The sequence below is a fragment of the Streptomyces sp. NPDC014801 genome, from assembly GCF_043082085.1.
Classification (GTDB): Bacteria; Actinomycetota; Actinomycetes; order Streptomycetales; family Streptomycetaceae; genus Streptomyces.
This window is the reverse complement of sequence record NZ_JBIBXG010000012.1, coordinates 229,619-249,474: the sequence shown is the minus strand read 5'-3', so window position 1 is coordinate 249,474 and position 19,856 is coordinate 229,619. Positions and strand designations below refer to the sequence as shown.

Genomic DNA, 19,856 nt, shown 5'->3' with positions numbered 1-19,856 from the left:
CCGGCCGGGTCAGCCCGGCCCTGAGGACGTGCCGGCCCGGCCCGCAGGACGTGCCGGCCCGGCCCGCAGGACGTGCCGGCCCAGCCGGTCAGCCCAGCCGGGTCGGTCCTGTCAGGTCAGCCCAGCCGGGTCAGCTTGTCGGCGAAGCCCGGCTCGGTCAGGTCCCGCTCCAGGGCGACCGGCACCTTCACCGCACCGCTGGTGCCGTCACCGACGGTGAGCGTGCCCACCTTCGCCCCGGCCTTCGCCGTGTGCGGCAGCTCGTCCGCCGCAAACGACAGCGTCACCTTCAGCCCGGCCCAGCCGACCGCCGTGACGTCCTGCGTGAGCACGACGGGGGTGTGGCCGCCCAGCTGGTCGTCCACGTAGCCGACGACGTCGCCCTTCTTCAGGATCTTCGCCGAGGTCAGCGCGTCCTGCGCGGCGAGCAGCGCGGTCTTGCTGACCGCGTTGACCGTCTTGAGGATCGTCGGCTTCTGCTGGCCGAGGACCGCGCCGACGAGGGTGACGGTCTTGCCCCCGACCGTCTTGCGGGACGCGAAGAGCAGGTTGCCGCCGGCGGCGGTGGTGCTGCCGGTCTTGATGCCGATCGCCCCCATCTTGTACGGCAGCTCGTTGTAGTTGTTGTGGTACGTGCCCGACGGGTCGGTCCAGCTGGCCTTGCTGGTGATGTCCACCAGCGCCGGGTTCTTCACGACCGCGCGGCCGAGCGTGACCTGGTCGTGGGCCGTGGAGACGGTGGTCTCCTTCAGCCCCGAGGGGTCCGTGTACGTCGTGTTCGTCATCCCGAGCTCCTTGGCGGTGGCGTTCATCTTCTTCACGAACGCCGCCTCGGAACCCGCGTCCCAGCGCGCGAGCAGCCGGGCGATGTTGTTGGCGGAGGGGATCATGATGGCCGACAGGGCCTGCTGCTCGGTGAGGAACTGACCGGCCTTGACGGTGTTCAGCGTCGACTCCCCGTCGTCGCTGTAGCCGCCCTCCTTCTCCGCCAGCGCGTCGATCTGGATCTTCGGGCCGCCCTCGCCGACCTTCAGCGGGTGGTCGCGCAGGATGATGTACGCCGTCATCGTCTTGGCGACCGAGCCGATGGGCACCGGCGTCTGGTTGCCGAAGCTGTCCATCGTGCCGACGCCGTCGACGTCCATCCAGCCCTGGCCCTCGCCGGGCCACGGCAGCCGCACCTTGTCGCCGGCGAACGTGTGGCTGTCCGCCGCGGTCAGCACGAGCGTGGGCGTCGGCAGCGGCCGCACGGCCTGCACGATCGCAAAGACGATCACCAGCAGCAGGACCAGCGGCGTCCAGATCTTCACCCGGCGCACCGCCGTGCGCAGCGGGGTCTGCGGGGGCGGCGGGGTGTTCGTCAGCTCCGCCAGCAGATCCAGCGGCGGCTTCGGCGGCAGCGGCTGCTGCGTCGTCCGCTCGGGGCCGACCTGCGGGATCGCGGCGGTGGCCTCCGCGGGGGCGGGCTTGGCGGCGGCCGGTCCGGCGGGGGCGGGCTTGGCGTCGCCGGGCGTCGTGGGCTTGGCCGTCCCGGGGGCGGTGGGCTTGGCGCCCGGGGTGACCTTGCGCAGGGCGGTGGTCGCCTCGCTCACGGGCGGCCCGCCGGCCGGGCTGGGGCGCGGGGGCCTGCGGGTCGAGGGGTCGTCGAGCGGCTTGAGCGCGACGAACTTGCTGGTCCGCTCGGCTTCGGACTCGCCGCCGTCCTTGCCGGGCTTGTCGTTCTCGCCGTCCTTGCCGGGCTTCGGCTCGGCGTCGGTCTTCGGGGCCGACTCGGCGTCGGCCGTGGGCGCGGCCTTCGCATCGGGCTCGGCGTCCGCCGTGCCGTCGGGCTTGCCGCCCGGCTTGGCGTCCGTGACCGGCTTGGGCGCGGCGTCGCCCAGCTTCAGCATGGTGGTCGGCTGGTCGACCGGGCCCTTGCCGGCCCGCGCCTTGGCCAGATCACCGATCTTGAGCATGGTGGTGGGCTGATCGGCGGCCTTCCGGGTGCCCGAGGGGGCGTCGTCCGCCGTGGCGTCGTCGGCCTTGTCGGCGGAAGCGTCCGAGGCGTCCGAGGCATCCGCGTCGTCGGTGGCGTCGGTCTCGTCCGCCTCGCCGGCGGAGGCGTCCGAGGCGTCCGAGGCATCCGCGTCGTCGGTGGCGTCGGTCTCGTCCGCCTCGCCGGCGGAGGCGTCCGCCTCGGCCGCCGTACCGGACGCACCGGCCTTCCCTTCGGCGGCGGAGGACCCGCCGTCTCGGTCGCCGTCCCGGTCGTCCTCGTCGCCCGCGTCGTCCGAGGCCTCCACGGCCCGCTCCGGCGTCCCGGAGGCCGCCGGGGCGTCCTTCCCGCCGTCGCCGTCCGCCGACCGCACCCAGGCCGCCACGGCGTTCCGCAGGCGCGCGTCACCCTCGGCACCCGGCACGTCGCCGTCGGCGTCCGAGGAGGCGGCGTCCGGCGCGTCGCCGTCGGCCCCGGCGGAGTCCCTGTCCGAGGTGCCGTCCGAGGTGTCACCGTCCGCGGCGGAGGCGTCATCGTCCGCGTCCGGCGTCTCGCGGTCGGACTCGCCGTCCTCGTCGGGGGCCTCGCCGGAGGCGTCCGCGCCGTCCCCGTCCGCCGTGACGTTTTCGCTGGGGTCGCCGTCCGCCCGGTCGCCGGCGTCCTTGCCGCCGTCGCCGTCGGTCTCGTCCTCCCCGGCCTCCGCCAGGTCGCGCACCGACAGCACCCGGGTCGCCGTGTCCACGCCCCCGCCGGACGCCTTCCGCGTCATCGCCAGCCGAGGGTCGTGACTCCCCGCGGCCACGTCGTCGGAGCGTTCGCCCCGGGCCTCGGGAACCGGCGCCGCGCTCCCCGGCGTCGGTTCTGCCGACGACTCGCGCTGCTTCGACCTGTCGGGGGACTCGCCCGCCACCGATGCCTCCTCATACGCCGCCGCACGCCCTGACGTGCGCCTGCCGAAACGTGAACCGCCGCCCGGGACACCGCCTCACGGCACTGTCCGAACCATGTACCAGTGTCCTGTGTGAGGGCCCGGCTCCTGCGTAGGACGAGAACGACATACCTGCCGGTTCCCTCACAAACAGGTCACGCACCCTCGACAGACCAATGTGAGAGGGGTCACCCTGTCATTCATCCACGCGGGGAGGCATGGATGGGCAGGAGCCGCAGAACACTTCCGGAGGAGCTTCTGCTGCTGGCACTGGACCCGGCCACGGGTACCACTGCACAGCCGCAGTCGCTCGACCTCGGTCTGGCCGGAGCACAGCTAGTGGAGCTGGCGCTGGCCGGACGGATAGCCCCAGACGGGGATCGTATCGCCGTGGTGGTACCACGGCCGACAGGAGATCCGACTCTGGACTGCGCGTTGGAGTTGCTGCGAAGGCGCGGCGCTCCGGTGCGTGCCGTCCACTGGATCGGCGGGCCGCGTCTCGGGCTCCGCCAGACCTACCTCTCGCATCTGGAGCGGTGCGGCATGGTGCATGCCGTCGAGGGCCAGATGTGCGGGGTGCTGCCGACGACGCGCTATCAGGCGACGGACAACGAGATCAGCCGGGAGATCAGGGCCCGGCTGGATTCGGCGATCCGCACCGGCGTGCCGCCGGACCCGCGGACCGCGGCGCTCGCCGCCCTGGCCCACGCGGTCGGACTCGGCAAGCACCTGTACCCGGGCAACGAGGGCCGCTCGTCCCGTTCCCGGCTGCGCGACCTGATCCGGCACGACCCCATGGGCGGCCTGGTCGCGCACGCCGTGATGGACGTGCAGAACGGCGTGGCGGCACAGCCCCGCCGCGGCGCGGCCCCCGGCGGCCGGCAGCCCGGCGGTGCCCGGCCGGCACCGGAACCCGCTCGCGGGGTTCCGGTCCAGCCGCACCGCGGAAACATGGCGCGTGCCGTGGCGCACTGAGCCGCGCACCACGACACCCACGCCGTGACCGGCGCCGTTCACCGGCGCCACCACGAGGACCCGTCCGGGAGCCGCGCGTCCGCGCGGGACGGACCGGCCGTACACGCCACGGGGCCACGCCCCGGGGCGTGGCCCTTCAGGGGCAGGCCGGACCGTCCCGCGCGGACGCATGTCCATACACGTGTGCGAGGCGCCGTACGCATCTTCGCCGCATATCCACCGTTCGGCAGCGGTAGGAAGCACCTTGGTGGCAGTCTGCTCAACAGCAGATACGCAAAGTTGCAAGCAACAGGCACGCAGCCGGAGGTGCACGTCCCGTGGCGTCCAATGTCAATCCCACTGTCAGGCGGCGCCGGCTGGGCCAGGAGCTGCGCAGGCTCCGTGAGCTCAAGGGCATGACGGCCGAGGAGGTCGCCGAGCGGCTGCTGGTCTCGCAGTCGAAGATCAGCCGCCTGGAGAACGGCCGCCGCAGCATCAGCCAGCGCGACGTGCGCGACCTGTGCAGTGTCTACGAGGTCGAGGACCAGCGGGTCGTCGACTCGCTGATGCAGATGGCCAAGGACTCCCGCCAGCAGGGCTGGTGGCACACCTTCGGCGACATCCCGTACAGCGTCTACATCGGGCTGGAGACCGACGCGGCGAGCCTTCGGGTGTACGACCCGCAGGTGGTGCCCGGTCTGCTGCAGACCCGGCAGTACGCGGAGGCGCTCATCGCGGGCGCGCTGCCGGAGACCGCGCAGGCCGACATCGAGAAGCGGGTGCAGGTGCGGATGCGCCGGCAGGAACGAATCACCGCGCCGGAGAACCCGCTGCGGCTGTGGGCGGTGCTCGACGAGGCCGCGCTGCGCCGGGTCGTCGGCAACAAGTCGGTGATGCGCGACCAACTCGACCACCTGGTCGAGCAGTCGCAGCTGCCGCACGTCACCGTGCAGGTCATCCCGTTCGACATGGGCGCCCACCCCGGCCTCAACGGCCAGTACGCGATCCTGGAGTTCCCGGACGCGGCGGACTCCAGCGTCGTCTACATCGAGGGCGTCACCAGCGACCTGTACCTGGAGAAGCCGAACGACGTCCACAAGTACGCCGTGATGTACGAGCACTTGCGCGCGCAGGCGCTGAACGTGGACCAGTCGCTGCAGTTCATCTCGCGGATCGCCAAGGAATACACCCGCTGACCGGCCGCCGGGCGCGGCCCGGTCGCGGAAAGTGCCGCACGGTACACCAGTCAACGGCCGGGATGGAAGTCTCCTCTGGAATATGCCATCCAACGAGTGAATAGTCGCTTCGTCAGCCGATGGGGGCGAGTAGCGTCGATCACGCCAAGCAAGCACCAAGGTTGGCGCAAATCGAGCAACGTTCCTCAGGCACTACGGAGCAGAAATGGCAATTCGTCAGGGCGCCACGGACACCTGGACCAAGTCCTCGTACTCCACGGGCAACGGCGCGTGCGTCGAGATCAAGTCGCCGGTCGTGGCCGCCATGGCCGTACGGGACTCCAAGGTCCCCCAGGGGCCGATCCTGTCCTTCCCGGCCGAGGCATGGTCCGCCTTCGTCGCCTCGGTCAAGTCCTGAGGGGAGGGTCTTCCTGAGACCAGCGGTTCCCGCAGCACGCAAGCACCACGTACAGGGCCCTCTCGACGAGCTCGCCGTCCTTGCCGAGAGGGCTCGGCTTTCCCCGCCGGCCGACGGAGGCAGCGCCCCCGCCGGCCCCGGACGTCACCGCACGGGGAACGCCACGTCGCACACCGGGTCGTCCGGCCCGGCAGCGTCCCAGTCGGCGAAGTAGACCTCCCGGCACGGGCCGTCGTACTCCAGCCCCCGCTCCTTCATCCACGCCTCCACCGCTTCGAAGGCGGCGAGGATCTGCGGGTGCGCGACCTGCGCCTTCGTGATCCGCGTGTACGCCAGCCGGCGCGCCGGCTCCATCCGTACCGCCGTCTCCCAGGCCCGCCCCCGCTCCGCCGCCCACGCCCGGGCCGCGCTCTCGTCGGCGACGGGCACACAGGACTCGGCGGGACCGTCGCTCTCCATCGACACCTCGGAGTGGTAGACGACGAACGGCGCCCCGGTGACGCCACCGCACTCCCGGGCCGCCGCCTCCAGCCTCCCCAGCGACGCCCCGATCCAGGCGGGCAGCTCGTCCGCCAGCGTGTGCCGCTTCTCGGTGAGCACCAGCTGCGCCGGCACCTCCACCGTCTCCACCTCGAACCTGCCGTACATCTCGACGCCCCTTCCGGACAGCCGTCCACGGAGGAACTCGGCGAGCGTGCGCTGCTGCGCGATCCGCGCCTCCACACCGGCCCAGTACGCGCCGAGCCGCTCGGCCGCCGCGCCGCCGTCCCGCTCGGCCGCAGCGACCACCTCGGCGACCACCGCGAGCGGCATGTCCAGCTGCCGCAGCAGCGCCACCGTGCGGGCGCGGCCGATCTGACCGGCGCGGTAGTAGCGGTAGCCGCTGACCTCGTCGACATGCGCCGGGCGCAGCAGGCCGAGGCGGTCGTACAGCCGCAGCGCCTTCGGCGAGAGCCGGGCCCGCGCGGCGAACGCCCCGATCGTGAGCAGGTCGTCGTCCACCTGAGCATCCTCCGTCACCGGGCGAGGTTCGCCCGGTGACGGGAACGCTGCTCCTTGCCCCAAGGGCAAGGTCAACGCCCGGACGCGGGACTGTCGAGTGTCCGCCTCGCGCCGATCACGAGGGAGACGCCCCTAGCCGAGCGCCTTCTCGACGGCGGCGACGACCTCGTCCGCCTCCGGCTCGGTCTGCGGCGAGAAACGGGCGACGACCGTGCCGTCCCGCCCGATCAGGAACTTCTCGAAGTTCCAGCGGATGTCCCCGCTGTGCCCCTCGGCGTCCGCGAAGCCGACCAGACGCTCGTACAGCGGGTGCCGGCCCTCCCCGTTCACCTCCACCTTCTCGGTCATCGGGAAGGTCACGCCGTACGTCGCCGAGCAGAACTCGGCGATCTCCTCGGCGCTGCCCGGCTCCTGCCCGAGGAACTGGTTGCACGGCACGCCCAGCACCGTGAAGCCGCGCTCGGCGTACCGCTCGTGCAGCTTCTCCAGACCGGTGTACTGCGGGGTCAGCCCGCACTTGGAGGCGACGTTCACGACGAGGACGACCTGACCGGCGTACCGCTTCAGGTCGGCGGAACCACCGGTGAGCGCACCGATCTCGACGTCGAGGGGGGAGGAGGCGTCAGTAGTCATGAGGGGGAGCCTAACCGGGCGGGGGGAACGGGGGGAGGGCGCCGGGCGGGGGCCCGTCGGGCGGCCGGGTTCGACCCGGCGGGGGGGGGGCCGCCGGGTGGCCGGCTTCAGGTCGGGTGGGGTGCTCCCGGGGCGCCGTTCCCCGACGCCTCCACCAGGACGTCCCCCGCCGCCGTCCGCGTGTACAGCACCGAGCGCCCCGCCCGCCGTCCCCGCACCAGCCCGGCCTCCCGCAGCACCCGCAGGTGCCGTCCGACCGAGCCGAGGGGCTGCCCGGTGACGGCGACCAGCTGCGTCGTGCTCATCGGCGTGCCGAGCAGCACCAGCACCGCGGCCCGCCCCGCCCCCAGCAGGGCCCCGAGCCCGGCCGGCACCCGCCGCCCGCCGTCCCCGGCCAGCACCCCGTCGCACGGGTACACGAGGGCGTACCGCCGCCCGTCCTCCCAGCTCACCCACCCGAACCGCGAAGTGACCGGCACGAACACCAGCTGCGCGCCGGTGATCTCGCGCGGCGGGTACTCGTGCGCGTTCACCTGGAACCGGTTCTCGCCCAGCCACCGCGTCCCCGGCCGCAACGAGTCCAGTACCGACGCCCAGCCACCGCGGCCGGCCTGCGCCGTCCGCGCGAGCACATCGGCCTCCAGCACCCGCCGGCGCCGCTCCCAGGACGGCCGTACGGTCTCCTCCCACACCCACTCCAGCAGCGCGGCGGCCCGCTCCGGCAGATCGTCCCGCACCAGCTCGCCCGGCAGGTCCCCGGCGAGGGACATCCGCAGATGGGCGCGTGCCCGCGCCCCGTCCACCTGCCGCACCCGCGCGACGGCATCGGCGAACCCCTCCCCGTCGTACGGCACCGGGGTGAGGAAGTCGGCGATCCACTCCCGCCCCAGGCCCGCCCGCACGAGCAGCGCGGTGGCGGGATCGCGGGCCAGCAGCGCGCGGTAGGCGGGCAGATGCGCCCGCAGCCACTCCTGCTCCCCGGGGTGCGCCCCGCTCGCCGCGTGCAGCAGCTTCAGCGAGGAGAACACCTCCGCGAACGGCGAGATCACGAACCGGCTCCGCGCCAGCGTGTCCGCGTTGACCTGCCACCACCCCATGCTCCACCGGCCTTCCGCGCGAGCTCTTGTCCGTGCGTGACCTTTCGCGTGTGCGCGAAAGAGTACGGGCCGCCGCCCGGCAGGGCCGACGGTGTGGGGCATGCGCAGCTACGGCGACCTGTTCCGCACCCCCGAGTTCACCCCGCTGTTCCTCTCCTCCGCCGCCCACACCGCCGCCCAGACGACGGGCGGCCTGGCCCTCGGCACCCTGGTGTACCGGGCGACGGACTCCCCGCTGCTGTCGGCGGTCAGCATGTTCGGCCCGTCCCTGGCCCAGGTGGCGGGCGCCACCCTGCTGCTGTCCGGCGCGGACCGCCTGCCCCCGCGAAGGGCCCTGACCGCGATCGCGCTGGCCTTCGCGGTGTGCACGGCGGCCCTGGCGGCACTGCCCCTGGCCGCGGTCTTCGCGGTGATCCTCGTCCAGGGCCTGGTGGCGTCGCTCGGCGGCGGCGTCCGCTGGGGCCTGCTGAACCAGATCCTGGCCCGGGACGGCTACCTCCTGGGCCGCTCGCTGTTCACCATGCTGACCGGCCTGATGCAGATCACCGGCTACGGCCTCGGCGGCGCCCTGCTGACCTGGCTGAGCCCCCGCAGCACGCTGCTGCTCTCGGCGGCGCTGTACGTCCTGGCCGCCGCGATCACCCGCCGGGGCCTGACCGAACGGCCCCCGCGCGCGGCCGGCCGCCCCTCGGTCGGCGCGACCTGGCGGACCAACGCCACCCTGTGGCGGTCCCGCCCCCGCCGCCTGACGTATCTGGGCCTGTGGATCCCGAACGGCCTGATCGTCGGCTGCGAGTCCCTGTACGTGCCGTACACCCCCCGGTCGGCGGGCACCCTGTTCGCGTGCGCGGCCCTCGGCATGCTGCTCGGCGACCTGCTGGCGGGCCGTGTCGTACCGCCCGCCCTCCGCCCCCGTCTGATCACCCCCGCACTGGTCCTGCTGGCCGCCCCTTACGCGGCGTTCGCCCTGCACCCGCCGCTGTGGCTCGCGGCCGTACTGGTCACGACGGCGTCGACGGGCTTCGGCGCGAGCCTGCTGCAGCAGGAACGCCTGATGCGGCTGACCCCCGACGAGCTGAGCGGTCACGCCCTCGGCCTGCACTCGGCGGGCATGCTCACCCTCCAGGGAGTCAGCGCGACACTGGCCGGCGCGGTGGCCCAACTGACCTCCACCGCCGCGGCGATGACCCTGCTGGCCCTGTCCTCCCTGACGGTGACGGCGCTGCTGGCGCGGGCAGCGGCGGCGGATGTGACACACGGGCCGAAGATCGGTGAGGATCGGACGGACATCTCAGCCACGACAACGGGGAACGACGCATGCGCAAGGCCATCACCACGGCAACAACCCTCCTGACGGCGGCCGTTCTGCTCACCGGCTGCGGCAGCGGCGGCGACGGCTCCACGTCGTCTGAGTCGAAGGCCCCGTCGGCCTCGTCCGCGTCGGGCGCCCCGGACCCGTCCGCGTCCGGCGCCGCCGGCTCGGCGGCGGGGGAGACCCACCAGGTGACCCTGGAGGTCAAGGGGTCCGGCAAGGGCCAGGTGCTGTGGACCGCCGGGGACAACGGCATGGACCAGGTGGACCTGCCGTGGAAGAAGCAGACGACGGTGACGCTGAAGGGCGCGGAACTGAAGCTGGGCGCGCCGCTGTCGGTCGTCCCGCAGGCGGTCCAGGACGCCAACGCCCGCTTCGTCTTCCCGGCCTGCACGATCACGGTGGACGGCAAGCAGGTGGCCCACAACGAGGACGAGGAGAACGCGAAGGGCTGCACGTACCTGCTGAAGTCCACGAGCTGACCGTGAGGATGAGGCGCGACCCTGCCAACCGTCAGGGTCGGCCCGGGGGTTGATCGGGGGCGTTCCCTGATGGGCCGGACCGGTGGTGCGACACAGACTCGTGGCCGGGCAGTCGATCACCTGCCCGACCACCACGCTCCTGGAGGGCACCGACGTGAACAGTTCGGCCCGTCGCACCCGTTGGCTCACCCTGGCCGCCTGCGGCACCCTGACGATGACGCTGGCCGCCGGGGTGGCCGCACCCGCCATGGCCGCCGCGCCCGCCGCCGCCACGACCCCCTTCGTCGCCCCGCCCGTTCCCGCCGCCCCGTCGGGGCAGGCCGCCCCGACCGCGCCGCTGCCGCGCCTGGACCCGGCGGCGCTGAGGGCGGCCATGTCCGGCCTGCCCGACGCGGACGTCACCGGCGCGCTGCTGCGGGTCACCGGCCGGGCGGGTCACTGGTCCGGCACGTCCGGGGTGGGCGACCTGGAGACGGGGGAGGGCGTACCGCTCGACGGGTACCTCCGCATCGGCAGCATCTCCAAGATCTTCACCGCCACGATCGTCCTGCAACTCGCCGCCGAGCACCGGATCGACCTGGACCAGCCCGTCCAGCGCTACCTGCCGGGCGTCCTGCCCGCCGGTCTGCCGGCCGTCACGGTCGGCCAGCTGCTCAACCACACCAGCGGCCTGCCGCGCGGGGGCGCCACCGCGGAATTCGGCGACGGCAGCCCCGAGTGGTTCGCCGCCAACCGTCTGAAGAGCTTCACCCCGCAGCAGGTGATCGACACGATGGCCGGCCGGCCGATGGAGTTCGCGCCGGGCACGGCCCAGCAGTACAGCGGCATGAACTACTTCGTCGCCGGCCTGCTGATCGAGAAGATCACCGGGCACAGCTACGCCCACGAGGTGCGGACCCGCCTCACCCGCCCGCTCGGGCTGCACCACACCTACGCCCCCGACGCCGACGACGCGCGCCTGCCCGGCCCGCACGCCCACGGCTACCTGACGGTCACGTCCCCGGACGGCACCACCCACCCCGTGGACGTCACCGAGCAGAGCCCCTGGCCCGGGGCCGAGGGCGGCATGATCTCCACCGCCGCCGACCTGGACCGCTTCGTCACGGCCCTCTTCCGCGGCCGCCTGCTCCCGCCGGCCCAGCAGGCGAAGCTCTTCGAGGTCCCCGACGTCCCCAGCTTCCACAGCAGCCAGTGTCGCACCGAGACCGACCACGGCCGGGCCTGCATGACCATGGGCATGATGCGGGTCGAGGCGTCCAACGGCGTGGTGGTCTGGGGCAAGACGGGCTCCCGCCCCGGCTGGACGAGCGGCGTGTTCGCCACCAAGGACCTCTCCCGCAAGGTCGTCTACTCGGTCAACCCGACCCAGCTCAAGGGCACGGAGATGAACGTGATCCAGCGCATGGCCGCCGCGACGATCGGCCCCCTGGTCCCGGCGAGCAGCTGATTGACGTAAGGGAGCCGGAACGGACGGGGCCGGCACGGAGGACGAACGACCGACGTCACGGGGCCGGGAGGGACGAAGAACCGATCGACGTCACGGGGCCGGGACGGAGGACGGGGCCCAACCGGCCGACGCCGTCGGCGCGTTCCAGGCGCGCAGCTTCTCCGGATTGCGGACGACCCAGATCCGCACGATCCGGTCCGCGGCGAGCTCGAACGCGGCCACGGTCACGGTGACGCCGTCGTGTCGGGCGACCAGGCCGGGCAGGCCGTTGACGCTCCGCTCCAGGAGCGTCAGCCCGGGCGCCCGTTCGGCGAAGTGCACGAGGAACCGGGCGATGCGCTCGCCGCCCTCCACCGGCCGGAGGGCGGCACCGGCCAGCCCGCCTCCGTCGGCGGTCATCGCGGCACCGGGATCGAGGAGACCGACGAGGGCCGCGATGTCCTTGGCCTCCCACGCCTCCTTGAAGTCCCGTACCACGGCGGCCTGCCCGGCGGTGGCGGCCACCGGAGCCCGCGCCGCGCGGACGCGCCGACGGGCGGAGGAGGCCAGTTGCCGGCAGGCCGCGGGGGTACGTCCGACGACGTCGGCGACCTCGGCGAACGGGTACCGGAAGACGTCGTGCAGCACGAAGGCGACCCGCTCGGCGGGCGTCATCGACTCCAGCACGACGAGGAAGGCCATGCCGACCGACTCGTCGAGGGTGATCCGGTCGGCGGGATCGTCCGGCTCGCCCTGCTCCCGCCCCGCCACCCACTCGGAACGGTCCGGCAAGGGCTCCGGCAGCCACTCACCGACGTACCGCTCACGCCGTACCCGCGCCGAGGTGAGCAGATCGAGGCAGATGCGCCCGGCCACGGTCGTCAGCCAGGCCCCGGGCGACACGACGGCCGCACGCCGCGCCGGAGTCATGGCGTACCAGCGGGCGTAGGTCTCCTGCACGGCGTCCTCGGCCTCGGCGAGCGAACCGAGCAGCCGATACGCCAGATTGGTCAACTGCCGCCGCTCCCCGACGACCGAGTCGACGTCCCCCACGCCGCTTCCCCCCATCAACCGAAGCCCAGGTCAAGCGGCTTCTCCTGGAACCGACCTGACAATCCCCTGCCCTACGCCGTCGAAGGACTGACAACCCACCGACGTACCACGGCAAGGCAGAAGGGAACCCCCACCATGCCCACGCACCGCACCCGCACGTTCCTGCGCCTGGCGCTGGCGGCACAAACCCTGGCCATCTTCTTCCAGGCGGCAACAGCGGGCCTGCTCCTGTCGTCCCCTTCCACCGAAACCCTGCACAGCGTAGGCGCACGGGTGATGTACGGCGCGACGATGCTCTACGTCCTGGCGGCGATCCTGGCGTGGCGCCCCGGCGGAGCCTCCGCCCGCCCGATCCTCCACGCGTCCCTGTTCCTGACCTTGGCCTCCCTCCAGGTAATCCTGGGCATAGCCCACGTCCCGTCGCTCCACGTCCCCCTGGGCGTCTCGATGTTCGCCCTGAGCTGCCTGGCACTGGCACAAGAGCTGACGGCGAACCGGGACGACGGCGCGCGGGACGCCCAGGGCGCGCCGGAGGCATCGAGCTCACGAAGGTAGCCGGACAGTGGACCGGCATCCGGCCACGAACCGGACAGGAGGAGTGCTCAGATCACCCCGGGAGTGTCAGAGCAAGCCCGACGAAGAGGAGGAACAACCCGCCGAGGAAGACGATGCCGCCCACGAGCCGAACCGCGACGGTTCCGTGAGCCGGAGATCCAACGTGCGGGCACCGGTAACGGCCCGCTCGACAACCTTGCCCGTGGCCCCGCCCACATCGAAGAGAAACCTGGCTCCCCAGGCCGCCCCCGCGACCCCGATCACCAGCACAAGAATTCCCCCACCCATCACACCCTCCCCAGGACCGGCCGCTCGCCGACCGCCCCGGGACTCTGTCACCCGCATAGGAGGAGATCAAGGTCAGCGGCGGCCTGCGTTCGCAGACACCCATCAGCCACCGCAGGAACCACGCAGCGTGCGTACGCTGTCGTGCCCTGACGTGAACAAAGCCAAGCCACCGGCCGACTCCTGCCTCCCCTGGGCAGCCTCCGCGTTGTTCGGCGCCGCGATGGGCTGCGTCGCCTGGTCTCTGACGGTCTGGGCACGCGCGTACTGCGACGCGGGCTACGACGCCGGGGGACGCTTCGAACTCAACATCCTGCTCCCTCTGGTCGTAATCATCGAAGCATTCGTAGGACTCGCAGCAAGGGCCATCGCCCACCGGTTGGTGCATGCCGCACCAGCGACGGTCCGCATGTCACTACCGCCGCTGCTGGTGGTTGCCGCGACGGCCGGCCTGGCCTGGTGGCTCTTCGCGACCCGAGGAACACTGGACGGCTACCCCGGCGACTCCGGCCTCTGCCCAGCGACCAACGTCCCACCCCAGTGGCCCGCCTGGATCCCCGCCTGATCAACCAAACGGGGCATAGCGTCTGACATGCCGCTCGTCAGGGCACCGCGGCTGTGCTCTGGCAGTCGTAGCGATGGGCGTAGGGATGGTCGGGGCATGCGCGGCAGCGGGAGCCTAGGCCGGGGGGCCTTGGGGGACGCAGGTAAGAGGAATGGCGAGGAACGCACCGTCTGCCTGAACGCACCTCGTCGACCTCCAGCGAGCGGCAGACGTGGCCCTCTGGCGCCCAGGTGGGGCGTGCCGCCCGATGGCAGAAGGGGGTCGCCTCCGAATGTCGGAGGCGACCCCCTTCTGTATGGGTGCCCGCGGTCGGATCCGAACCAGCGGCACCCGCGTTGCGTGGATGTCAGAAGCCCGCTGTTCCGTGGCCCTGGGGAGATCCGGAAGCGGAAGGGTCGTGGCCGGCTGTCGAATCTGCCTGGTCCTCCCCGAAGTCCGGAGCCTGGAAGGGATCCGTCGCCGGAGGCGGCGATGCGGTGGCAGAGCTGCGAGGCGCCCCTTCCGGAGCGGAGAAAAGCGAGGTCAGGTCGATGAGACGGCTCCCTTTGCGCTACAGACCCTCGTGGGACCTGGCGTTCCTTCAGTGGACACGGAGGTCCTACAACTTGGTCATCTTGGCGTACGGACTCAGGATCCGCTCCTGCGTCGAGCCGAAATCCACGAGTGCCGCGATCCCGTCCTCGACGCCGATCACCCGGCCGAGGCCGTACATGTCGTGCGTCACCTGGTCGCCGACCGCGAAGTGCTGGGGAGTCGGCGTGACCCGGGCCTTGAAGGGGCTGGTGGGCAAATGACGCTTCAGTGCAGGAGGCTTTGTCATTGCCCCTAGTATGCGCCCGCGGGTGCCCCCTGCGCAGCGGCCGTCCACGTCGGGTTGGACACACCGGGTGCGGATGGCCCGGCCACGGCGGGGAGGCGGATGCCGTGGAATGCGTGTGGCGCGGTGCCGGAAACGGAAAAGGACCAGCTGCGGAGGGAAACCTTCCTGAGCTGGACCTTTTCTCTGTGCCCCCAGCAGGATCGAACCTGCGACACCCGCTTTAGGAGTTCGATCCCCCCTCGGCCTGGTCGCGGCTCGCCTCATGAACTGGTGCCGTACGTGGCTGCTGTGTGCTGCCGCCGTCCGGGGTCGTTGATGTCAGCGTTGGATGTCAGCGGAACAGCTCGGGCATCGGGCAAGTCTCCAACGGCTCCTCCGGACGGTCGGCCCAGCGCCACCAGACATGCCAACCGGTACACCTCCACAGCGCCTGGCAGGTCCGCCGGCCATCGTCCTCCCGATCGACGAGGACGAAGCCGCCGAACTTCATGGGCTGGCTGCACTCGGGACAGTCCGGGGCGTCGGTCATGCAGCGCACCCTAACGGAGCGACCGCTTCGTCCCGAAGCAACTTGGGCGGGCGCCTGACCTTGGCCTGGTGTGCCGTCCACCTGCGCCGATGGTCCGCCGACGTCCGCGCTCGTCCGCCGACGTACGTCGGCGTTGTCACGCAGTTAGGCACTCATCGCGCACCTCTGCTCTCCGCTGAACGACTGTGAACCAGACTGGATGAGACGGAAACTGAGACGGTGGCGATCTGGCTGAGTGCTTGCTCCTGCCCAGGTGGGCGTCTCCGGGAGGAAATCTTTAGTTGATCACTGCGGGGCAAGCCTTAGTCCGCCCGTCGCAACCTCTCCAGTTTCGCTTCCCACAGCTTAGATGACGACTTCGACTCGTTCAGCTGTGACCGCTTCTCGTCGTAAGGCACGTTCAAGTGCGCATAGTAAGCGATGATCTGAGCAGCCCGCCCAAAATCCCGCGCAAAATTACGTTTAGCATTCTTACGCGATTCGGCTGACAAGAATTCTCTCAGCTTCTCATCTTGCTGCAGTTTGATCACTTCCCTTGTCGAAGCAAAAGGAAGTCGCCAGATGCACCACGCTGCAACCCTTTTTGCTTCTTCAATCTCGCTATTGCGCCACACATCGAGACATCCGGACAATGTGAATTGGAGCTCATTATCCGACCACGGAACTTGCTCGCCCATCCAGGCAAGCGCCCAGTAAGCCATTACGTAGACCTGACGGGTGAGGTCATAGCGTTTAAGTGCGGCCAGTGTTAGAGACTTATATTCAGCGATCACCGAAATCGGAGGGATCATCTCCTCGCGGATGATATCAGGGACATCATCCGCATTTTCCCCTTCCGGCCTATCTTCGTGTTGTGCGCGTGAGTAGCACAGCAGCATTACACAGGCGAGGCCATTCACTACGTCCCGGTCGGATTCAGAGTCCAGCAGCTGTGAAACCTTCTGCGCGAAACCTTCCTCCTTCAGGATTGTCAAATGGGCTAGGTTGGCGATCGCCGACGCATAGTTCAAGAGGTACTTGTTCTGCGCCACGTAACCGGACCATGCGACGTCAGGGATCTCAGATGAGAACCGCGATTGGTGAATCTCCTCGATCACGACCGCATCACTCGCTTCAGCCGTGCGGATCAAGCAGTCAATGGCCTGGCGAACTTGTTGGGGAGAAATTTGCACTTCATCAACCAAGCACTGGAGCAGGGTTTGATGAACCAGCGACTCATCTTCATCTTGCGAAGAACTTTCGGACGCCGTCGGACTGTCAATCGTATGAATGAGCAGATCAATCATGCGCTTGGCGCCACGACTACCCGACAGGACCGTAGCGAGTGGAATTACCTCAGACCAGGATTCATCTTCTAGATATGGTGAGAGGACCTCTGTGTAGTCCTCTGTTTCATTGCGCCGTGGATTCCATGACTCCACACAGGCCCGGGCCGCAAGGTATTCTTGAAATGTCAGGTGCTTGAATTCGTAGAGTGGGCGTAGCTGGCCATCCTCAATGACATGGCCACTCTGTACTAGCAGGCTACTCCGATCCTCCACTCTTTCGATTAGTTCACTCGATGACATTCGAGCATACCCCAGCACTTCGGGCATTTGGATACGGGACTTTTCGAATAGGTCCCTGAGCCCCTTCGCGCTGATACTCTGCCGCTTCGATGTCATCATCGAAAAGGCTGCATACGCGAGCTGAGGGAGGGCTTCATCTTGATCGATGGGCGTATGACCTTCTGTGTTCCAGGTCATCAGCAGAACTTCGATTGCCTTGTCGTAGAGGACACTCCTCTTTGGCGGCAACTCACCCAGCCATCGTTGAACAAGCAGGAGGGTTGTCAGAAGGAGTGGGTTGATCGCCAAGTCGCGAACTCTTGGTTGGCTGACAATCGATTGAGCGATCTTGTTTGCTGCTTCTGTAGTACCTCCAACCACTTCATGCTGCCATGCGCGACATAGCGTGAAGACGTCCTGTACCGAAAGATCGGAAATCCGGAAAAGGGAGCAGACTGATGACATTGCACCAGAAACCGCCCGGAAGCCGGCTTCACGGCACGTAATTACCACACGCACGGCTGGATAAGTGCCTATAAAAGTGCGCAGTTGTGCTGCGAAAGCCGCGCGATCTCCAGGATCGCTGATTTCGTCCAACCCGTCTACGAGCAGGATAGCTTCACCCTGCTTGAGCGCATCCGAGGCGCGCCGAGAAAATGCTTCCCTAAGATGCGGCAATTCGGCAAAGCGGGGAAGTTCTTGGATAAGCTCCGTGACGGGATTTCTTACTTGGCTGCCCAGTTGGCGACAGCGGATGAATAGAGGGAACCACTCAGCTGCAGGGAGCTCATCTCCCACTTCGTCACGGCGCTCGGTAGCAGCATAAGCAACGGCAAGACGCTTGAGGAGCGTCGTCTTTCCGGCTCCAGGGGCTCCTAGCACTGCCACATGTTTGTGAGATGCCAACACCTCGCTTACTGTAATTCTGGGAGTAGTTGACTTAGTCGTCGATAGAGCACTCCCCTTCTCTGCTTCGTTTTTGTCGCTCTTGGGAATGGCTGATAGGTGTAGCGGAACATAAATAGACTCAAGGCGGATGGTCTTAGCTCCGACTTCCTGGTCGGCAGGCAGTCCTTCTAGAGTGATTCCCCCACATTCACGTTCCAAATAGTCGAAGTATGAAGATGTTGCTTGGTCCCGCTTTAGCGTAGAATCAGGAACATCGATTGGCGCTACATACTTGAGTCCAGCGAGAACCTTAGCTGAATCGGCGTCGGATGCGGTAATGGTGGAAGCGAGATCGTCGTCTAGTCCGTATCCGTCGGCATGGACTAGGGTGTAGAAAGCATAACGGGCTCCGACTTTGAAGTAGAATGCCCAGATCCAACCGATTTCGTGAACAAGTAGAGAACAGCGTTGGCCCAAGATTGCGCGGTCCGGCAGACCCTGACATGTCGCTGCCACAGTGGCCGCCTTTTCTCGGCTTACGATAACGCGCCCTCTGACCAGCTCGTCCACAATCTTCGGGGCGTCAAGCAATACCAAGCGCTTTCCCGCATCTTCTTCTTGTTCGCGCGCCGGTGCGGTAAATCCACCAAGCGAAACGAAGTACGGCACAATTGCCAAGTCGCCGACCTTGGAGCGCTCAACTTGGACTGCGCCGGCGAACTTATTTATGTCACTGCCACCAGTCGGGCTCTTGGTGGCCTTGCACTCGGCGATGAGAACGCGTGACTCAGTCCGATGCCTTCCTTTGATGTCGATTTCTCTTCCTGCCTTGTGGACATTCAGATGGAAGTCCTCGTATCCAAGCGCATGGAAGAGATCTTGCACTGCCCTTCCGAAGAGGTCCCCCTTTTTGTTCTTATCGGACTCAAGAACGCTGACAACGATTCTCTCCTGACGGTCCGACATGCAGGCTCCTACCTCGCCAGATTAGTAACGCAGGTTCAGTCTGCCCGAGCGGGGAGGACGGCGTATGGCAAACACGGGAAGTGAGCCCACACCGCAGCACGCAGTTCATACCTGTAGGTCGGTGGAACGGGTTTGGCCGGTGGCCTGCCCGGTCTGGGGTCGAGCATGATCAGGGGGCCGTACGCTGGTTGGCAACTCGGGCAGGCTTTGGGCCTGACCGCAATGTGCACGAGTGGCCCCCTGGTCTTGCTCGACGCGGGACCCGGACCGGGGAGGTGGCTAAAGCCGTGGAGCCGACCGGCCCCAGCCACGACGGACCCCTTCTGTGACGTCAGGTGGCTGATTGCTGTGCGCGCGGTGCGGGCGCCGGCCGGGCTGGAGCGGGGCGGAGACAGGAGCGCAGGCCCGGCCGGGGGCCGGGCCGCGCGCGGTGAGCGGAGCGAGCCAGCTTGAACCAGTAGAGAAAGTTGTAACTCAGTCGTTGGGGCTGGTGCTTTGATCAGTCTCCGGCTTGCGGGCTTCCGCGATGCGCCGGCCGTGTTCGGCAGCTCGTAGCAGTGACTGGGCTACCCGTTCGGCGTCGTCGGGGCGCAGGTAGATCTCCTGGGTCCACAGCACGGACAAGCGGACTGTGCCGTTGAGAAGGTTCGTTGCCACGTCCACCTCGACGCCGTTGCCGGTGGCGTCGGTGACGTTCAGGTCCAGGTCGCTGCTGTAGGCGCTCATGCCGCCGAGCATGACTGAGGCCCGGCTTCACGTACGAGAGCAGGCCTTCGGTGTCAGCTGGGAGGGGGCACCCTGGGTCTGGGTTTGAACTCGTAGGCGCAGGCGGGAGCTCTGTTCGGTGAGCTGTCAGTCACACACGCCGGCACCCGCGTCACTTGGACCGGTCGCGCCCCGCATCGTGATGGAGATCCTGGGCGACTCCCAGATGAGCATCATCATGGACGCGTACACCTACGTCGTCCAGGCCACGCAGCGCGAGGCCATGAGCCACATGGACCGGCTGCTCAGGAGGCGTCGCGGGGTCGTCAGTGACGCCCCGTGGATGTCAGAAGTAGATGTCAAAGGCCCCGGACCATGATTGGTCCGAGGCCTTTTGGCTGGTGCCCCCGGCAGGATTCGAACCTGCGACACCCGCTTTAGGAGAGCGGTGCTCTATCCCCTGAGCTACGAAGGCGTGCACCGCCGGATGTCCGGCTGGCACATGACAGGGTAGCGGATGCGGCTGCTGGGGGGAGGGAGC

At 68.8% G+C, this 19,856-nt stretch carries 17 protein-coding genes, 1 tRNA gene and 1 pseudogene; 9 read left to right on the top strand and 10 right to left on the bottom strand.

The annotated features are described in order from the left end of the window. Positions 1-116: 116 nt before the first annotated feature. Positions 117-2,744, bottom strand: coding sequence for a D-alanyl-D-alanine carboxypeptidase (locus ACF1AL_RS28935; protein WP_391828061.1), 2,628 nt, complete (start codon positions 2,742-2,744; stop codon positions 117-119). Positions 2,745-3,125: 381 nt separating this feature from the next. On the opposite strand from ACF1AL_RS28935, the gene ACF1AL_RS28930 reads away from it, so the two are divergent. From ACF1AL_RS28930 to ACF1AL_RS28920, 3 genes are all read left to right on the top strand, one after another. Continuing rightward, on the top strand, positions 3,126-3,878 hold the full coding sequence (locus tag ACF1AL_RS28930; protein ID WP_366835554.1) for a GPP34 family phosphoprotein: 753 nt from the start codon (positions 3,126-3,128) through the stop codon (positions 3,876-3,878). 317 nt (positions 3,879-4,195) lie between these two features. Further along, entirely contained in the window at positions 4,196-5,053 is an 858-nt protein-coding gene (locus ACF1AL_RS28925) for a helix-turn-helix transcriptional regulator (RefSeq protein WP_366835555.1), read from the top strand. A gap of 205 nt (positions 5,054-5,258) precedes the next feature. After that, on the top strand, positions 5,259-5,450 hold the full coding sequence (locus ACF1AL_RS28920; protein WP_366835556.1) for a DUF397 domain-containing protein: 192 nt from the start codon (positions 5,259-5,261) through the stop codon (positions 5,448-5,450). A gap of 144 nt (positions 5,451-5,594) precedes the next feature. On the opposite strand, the gene ACF1AL_RS28915 is transcribed toward ACF1AL_RS28920, so the two are convergent. From ACF1AL_RS28915 to ACF1AL_RS28905, 3 genes are all read right to left on the bottom strand, one after another. Continuing rightward, positions 5,595-6,470, bottom strand: a complete 876-nt coding sequence (locus tag ACF1AL_RS28915) for a MerR family transcriptional regulator (RefSeq protein WP_391821195.1) — start codon at positions 6,468-6,470, stop codon at positions 5,595-5,597. 114 nt (positions 6,471-6,584) lie between these two features. After that, on the bottom strand, positions 6,585-7,085 hold the full coding sequence (locus tag ACF1AL_RS28910) for a glutathione peroxidase (protein ID WP_391660179.1): 501 nt from the start codon (positions 7,083-7,085) through the stop codon (positions 6,585-6,587). A gap of 107 nt (positions 7,086-7,192) precedes the next feature. Continuing rightward, a complete protein-coding gene (locus tag ACF1AL_RS28905; protein ID WP_391828060.1) occupies positions 7,193-8,182 on the bottom strand; it encodes an ArsR/SmtB family transcription factor in 990 nt (329 codons plus the stop codon). 100 nt (positions 8,183-8,282) lie between these two features. On the opposite strand from ACF1AL_RS28905, the gene ACF1AL_RS28900 reads away from it, so the two are divergent. The 3 genes from ACF1AL_RS28900 (at position 8,283) to ACF1AL_RS28890 (ending at position 11,423) form a co-directional block, all read left to right on the top strand. After that, on the top strand, positions 8,283-9,536 hold the full coding sequence (locus ACF1AL_RS28900; RefSeq protein ID WP_391780706.1) for an MFS transporter: 1,254 nt from the start codon (positions 8,283-8,285) through the stop codon (positions 9,534-9,536). Then, positions 9,500-9,976 (top strand): hypothetical protein, encoded by a 477-nt coding sequence (locus ACF1AL_RS28895; RefSeq protein WP_391828059.1) that lies wholly within the window; start codon positions 9,500-9,502, stop codon positions 9,974-9,976. The genes ACF1AL_RS28900 and ACF1AL_RS28895 overlap by 37 nt, the downstream gene beginning before the upstream one ends. Positions 9,977-10,061: 85 nt before the next feature. Then, positions 10,062-11,423 carry a serine hydrolase domain-containing protein gene (locus tag ACF1AL_RS28890; protein ID WP_391828058.1) on the top strand — a complete coding sequence of 454 codons (1,362 nt, stop codon included), beginning with the start codon at positions 10,062-10,064 and terminating at the stop codon, positions 11,421-11,423. A 90-nt stretch (positions 11,424-11,513) separates the two neighbouring features. Here the strand turns inward: ACF1AL_RS28890 and sigJ are convergent, their stop codons facing one another. Then, positions 11,514-12,470: an RNA polymerase sigma factor SigJ gene (gene sigJ / locus ACF1AL_RS28885; RefSeq protein WP_391828057.1), complete on the bottom strand. Its 957-nt coding sequence runs from the start codon at positions 12,468-12,470 to the stop codon at positions 11,514-11,516. A gap of 120 nt (positions 12,471-12,590) precedes the next feature. Here sigJ and ACF1AL_RS28880 point away from each other — a divergent pair, with 120 nt between their 5' ends. Together ACF1AL_RS28880 and ACF1AL_RS28875 are read left to right on the top strand one after the other, a co-directional pair. After that, a complete protein-coding gene (locus tag ACF1AL_RS28880; protein ID WP_391828055.1) occupies positions 12,591-13,010 on the top strand; it encodes a hypothetical protein in 420 nt (139 codons plus the stop codon). A gap of 439 nt (positions 13,011-13,449) precedes the next feature. Next, positions 13,450-13,860 (top strand): hypothetical protein, encoded by a 411-nt coding sequence (locus tag ACF1AL_RS28875; protein ID WP_391828053.1) that lies wholly within the window; start codon positions 13,450-13,452, stop codon positions 13,858-13,860. A gap of 598 nt (positions 13,861-14,458) precedes the next feature. Here ACF1AL_RS28875 and ACF1AL_RS28870 read toward each other — a convergent pair. From ACF1AL_RS28870 to ACF1AL_RS28855, 4 genes are all read right to left on the bottom strand, one after another. Beyond that, positions 14,459-14,680, bottom strand: coding sequence for a hypothetical protein (locus tag ACF1AL_RS28870; protein WP_366835567.1), 222 nt, complete (start codon positions 14,678-14,680; stop codon positions 14,459-14,461). A gap of 331 nt (positions 14,681-15,011) precedes the next feature. Continuing rightward, positions 15,012-15,209, bottom strand: coding sequence for a dehydrogenase (locus tag ACF1AL_RS28865; RefSeq protein ID WP_391828051.1), 198 nt, complete (start codon positions 15,207-15,209; stop codon positions 15,012-15,014). Between the two features lie 302 nt (positions 15,210-15,511). Further along, entirely contained in the window at positions 15,512-18,610 is a 3,099-nt protein-coding gene (locus tag ACF1AL_RS28860) for an NACHT domain-containing protein (RefSeq protein ID WP_391828049.1), read from the bottom strand. 474 nt (positions 18,611-19,084) lie between these two features. Further along, on the bottom strand, positions 19,085-19,336 hold the full coding sequence (locus ACF1AL_RS28855) for a hypothetical protein (RefSeq protein ID WP_384211638.1): 252 nt from the start codon (positions 19,334-19,336) through the stop codon (positions 19,085-19,087). A gap of 163 nt (positions 19,337-19,499) precedes the next feature. Here ACF1AL_RS28855 and ACF1AL_RS28850 point away from each other — a divergent pair. Further along, positions 19,500-19,694, top strand: a pseudogene (locus tag ACF1AL_RS28850) (hypothetical protein); the annotation flags it as partial. A 20-nt stretch (positions 19,695-19,714) separates the two neighbouring features. On the opposite strand, the gene ACF1AL_RS28845 reads toward ACF1AL_RS28850, so the two are convergent. Next, positions 19,715-19,790, bottom strand: a tRNA-Arg gene (locus tag ACF1AL_RS28845). Between the last annotated feature and the right edge of the window lie 66 nt (positions 19,791-19,856).